Source organism: Methylobacterium sp. WL120, assembly GCF_008039465.1.
GTDB lineage: Bacteria > Pseudomonadota > Alphaproteobacteria > Rhizobiales > Beijerinckiaceae > Methylobacterium > Methylobacterium cerastii.
In genome coordinates, this window is sequence record NZ_VRUT01000281.1 from 1 (window position 1) to 3,019 (window position 3,019).

Sequence of the window (3,019 nt, forward strand, 5' to 3'; positions counted from 1 at the left end):
GGCCGGGGGAATCGGGTCGGCCGGGGCGCCGAGCGCCGGGAGCGCGGCGGCGACGAGCGACAGGGCCGCCAGGGCGGCGATCGGTGCCGGAATCGGCGGAATGATTGGGAAGCGGGGCAGGGCGTCTCCTCGTATCCGGCTCGCAAGGGTTTCGGCGCATCACGCATGACGGGCCGGCGCGATGCAAAGCGGAGTCCGCTCACGCCTCGAGCGGGATCTCGATGCGGAAGCGGGCGCCCTGCCCGCGCGGGGTCGCGACCCGGGCGTCGAGCTGGCGGGCGAGGTTCGTGATCACCCGCATGCCGAGGCTGCGCGAGGCCCGGCCGATGTCGAAATCCGCCGGCAGGCCGACGCCGTCGTCCGACACGTCGAGGACGAGCATCCCGCCGGCGCAGGCGGCGCCGACGCGCACCTCGCCGGTCCGGTCCGGGTAGGCGTACTTGATGGCGTTGGTGACGAGCTCGTTGACCATCAGTCCCATCGGGATCGCCCGGTCGGCCGAGACCCGCAGCGGTTCTGCCGCGCACAGGATGCGGTGGCTCGGCGCGCTGCCCTGGAGGTTGGCCGCCAGCGTCTCGAGGAACTGCCCGAGGTCGATCTCGCCCGGCGTGGTGTCGCCCTGGCGCCAGAGCTGGTCGTGGACCCCGGCGATGGCCTCCACCCGGGTGCGGGCGTCGATCAGCGCGTCGCGCACCGGGCCCGCGTCGGCGTTGCGCGCCTGGAGCGCGAGCAGGCTCGCGACGATGGCCAGGCTGTTCTTCACCCGGTGGCTCATCTCGCGCACGAGCAGGTCCTGCCGCGTCAGAGCCTGCCGGAGCAGCCCTTCCGTGCGCTGCCGCTCGATCGCGCCGCCGAGCAGGTTGGCGAACCCCTGCATGAAGGCGATGTCGGCCTCCGTGAACATGCCCTCGCGGGTGTCGTCCACCTCGAGCACTCCGAAGGCGCCCTCGCGGTTCTCGATCAGCACGTTGATCGCCCGGCGGATGCCGTGCTCGGCCATGATCTGCGGCGTGCGGAAGCGGGCCTCGTTCTCGAGGTGGTTGGAGATCACCGGCCGGCCGGTCTTGAGGGCGAAGCCCGCGGGCGAGGCGAGGTCGGCGCCGACGCGGGCGCTGCCGACGACGTTCGGCCCCCAGCCGACGCCGGCGCGCACCAGCAGCATGTCCTCGTCGTGCAGGTGCTCCAGCGCCTTGCAGAACTCGGCGCCCATGCCCTCGGCGCAGAGTTCGGTCGCCCGCTGCAGCAACCCGTCGACGTCGTCGCCGCGCAGGGCCTCGACGCCGAACTCGGACAGGATGGCCTGCTGGCGGAGGCGGTAGGTCAGGTCCGGGTGGTGATCGCTCATGACCGGGGCAGGGTAGCAGGGATGGCCGCGGGAGGCGACGCGTTCCGGTCCCCCTACCCGTTCCGTCCTCGCCTTCGTGCCCCCCCGGCGCCCTGCCCCGCGCCCTAATCAGCACCTTGCCTGGCGACCTGCGATTGCAGGTCCACTGGCCTTTGCGCGGCGTGGTCCTATCTGGTTCGGTTCCAAGCTGCGCCATGCCCGGAGACCGCATGATACCTCTCAGGCTCACCGTGAACGGCACGGCGCGCGAGGTCCTCCTGGAGGATCCCCGCGTGACCCTGCTGGACCTGCTGCGCGAGCGCCTCCATCTCACCGGCTCGAAGAAGGGCTGCGACCGCGGACAGTGCGGCGCCTGCACGGTGCTGGTCGACGGCCGGCGGATCAACGCCTGCCTCGCGCTCGCGATCAGCCTCGACGGCGCCTCGGTCACCACGATCGAGGGCCTGGCGGACGGTGATCGCCTGCATCCGGTGCAGGAGGCCTTCATCGCCCATGACGGCTTCCAGTGCGGCTTCTGCACGCCGGGCCAGATCATGAGCGCGGTCGGGCTCATCGCCGAAGGTCAGGCGGGGACCGATCCCGAGCGGATCCGCGAGGGCATGAGCGGCAACCTCTGCCGCTGCGGCGCCTATGCGGGCATCGGCGACGCGGTGCTGGCCGCCCAGACCGCCGGCGACGGCCAAGCCGCCGGCGTGATGATGCGGGAGGACGCGGCGTGAACCTGTTCGACTACACCCGTCCCGCCAGCGTCGCTGAGGCGATCGCGGCGGCGCAGGCCCCCGGCGCCGCCTATCTCGGCGCCGGCACCAACCTGCTCGACCTGATGAAGGGCGGCGTCGTCACGCCGGCCCGCCTCGTCGACGTCACCCGCCTCCCCGGCCTCGACCGCCTCGACGTCCTCGACGACGGCGGCGTGCGGGTCGGCGCGCTGGTGCGCAACAGCGACCTCGCCCACGATCCGCATTTCGCCAAGGCCTATCCGGCGGTGGCCGAGGCGCTGCTGTCGGGTGCGTCGGCGCAGCTGCGCAACGCCGCGACCGCCGCCGGCAACCTGATGCAGCGCACCCGCTGCCCCTATTTCGCCGACGCCACCTCCCCCTGCAACAAGCGCACGCCGGGCTCGGGGTGTGCCGCGCTCGGTGGGGCGACGCGGCTGCACGCGGTGCTCGGCTGGAGCGAGCACTGCATCGCCACCCACCCGTCCGACTTCTGCGTGCCGCTGGCGGCCCTCGACGCCGTCGTCGAGATCGAGGGCGCGGCGGGCCGGCGCGAGGTGGCGCTCGAGTCCTTCCATCGCCTGCCCGGCGACGCGCCGGAGCGAGAGGCCGACCTTGCGCCGGGCGAGCTGATCACCGCGGTGCGGCTGCCGCCGGAGGCGGCGGGGTTTGCGGCCCATTCCCGCTATCTCAAGGTCCGCGACCGCACCTCCTACGCCTTCGCGGTGGTCTCTGCGGCGGCGGGCCTGCGCCTCGACGGCGACCGGATCGCCGAGGCCCGCCTCGCGCTCGGCGGCGTCGCGCTGAAGCCGTGGCGGGCGCGCGAGGCGGAAAGCCTGCTCGCCGGCCAGGCGCCGGACGGGACCATGTTCCGGAAGGCCGCCGACGCGGCGCTCGCCGGCGCGACGCCGTCGGGCGAGGCCAACGCCTTCAAGATCGAACTCGCCCGCCGCATCCT

At 73.3% G+C, this 3,019-nt stretch carries 3 protein-coding genes; 2 read left to right on the forward strand and 1 reads right to left on the reverse strand.

Going from position 1 to position 3,019, the window contains the following annotated elements; translation table 11 throughout:
- Window positions 1-199: 199 nt before the first annotated feature.
- The gene (locus FV229_RS26160; protein WP_147754711.1) at window positions 200-1,345 is read right to left on the reverse strand and encodes a histidine kinase dimerization/phosphoacceptor domain -containing protein; all 1,146 of its coding nucleotides are present in this window, start codon (window positions 1,343-1,345) and stop codon (window positions 200-202) included.
- Between the two features lie 209 nt (window positions 1,346-1,554).
- On the opposite strand from FV229_RS26160, the gene FV229_RS26165 reads away from it, so the two are divergent.
- Together FV229_RS26165 and FV229_RS26170 are read left to right on the forward strand one after the other, a co-directional pair.
- A complete protein-coding gene (locus FV229_RS26165; RefSeq protein ID WP_147754712.1) occupies window positions 1,555-2,064 on the forward strand; it encodes a (2Fe-2S)-binding protein in 510 nt (169 codons plus the stop codon).
- On the forward strand, window positions 2,061-3,019 hold a 959-nt coding region (locus FV229_RS26170), incomplete at its 3' end, for a xanthine dehydrogenase family protein subunit M (RefSeq protein WP_147754713.1). The genes FV229_RS26165 and FV229_RS26170, both read left to right, overlap by 4 nt.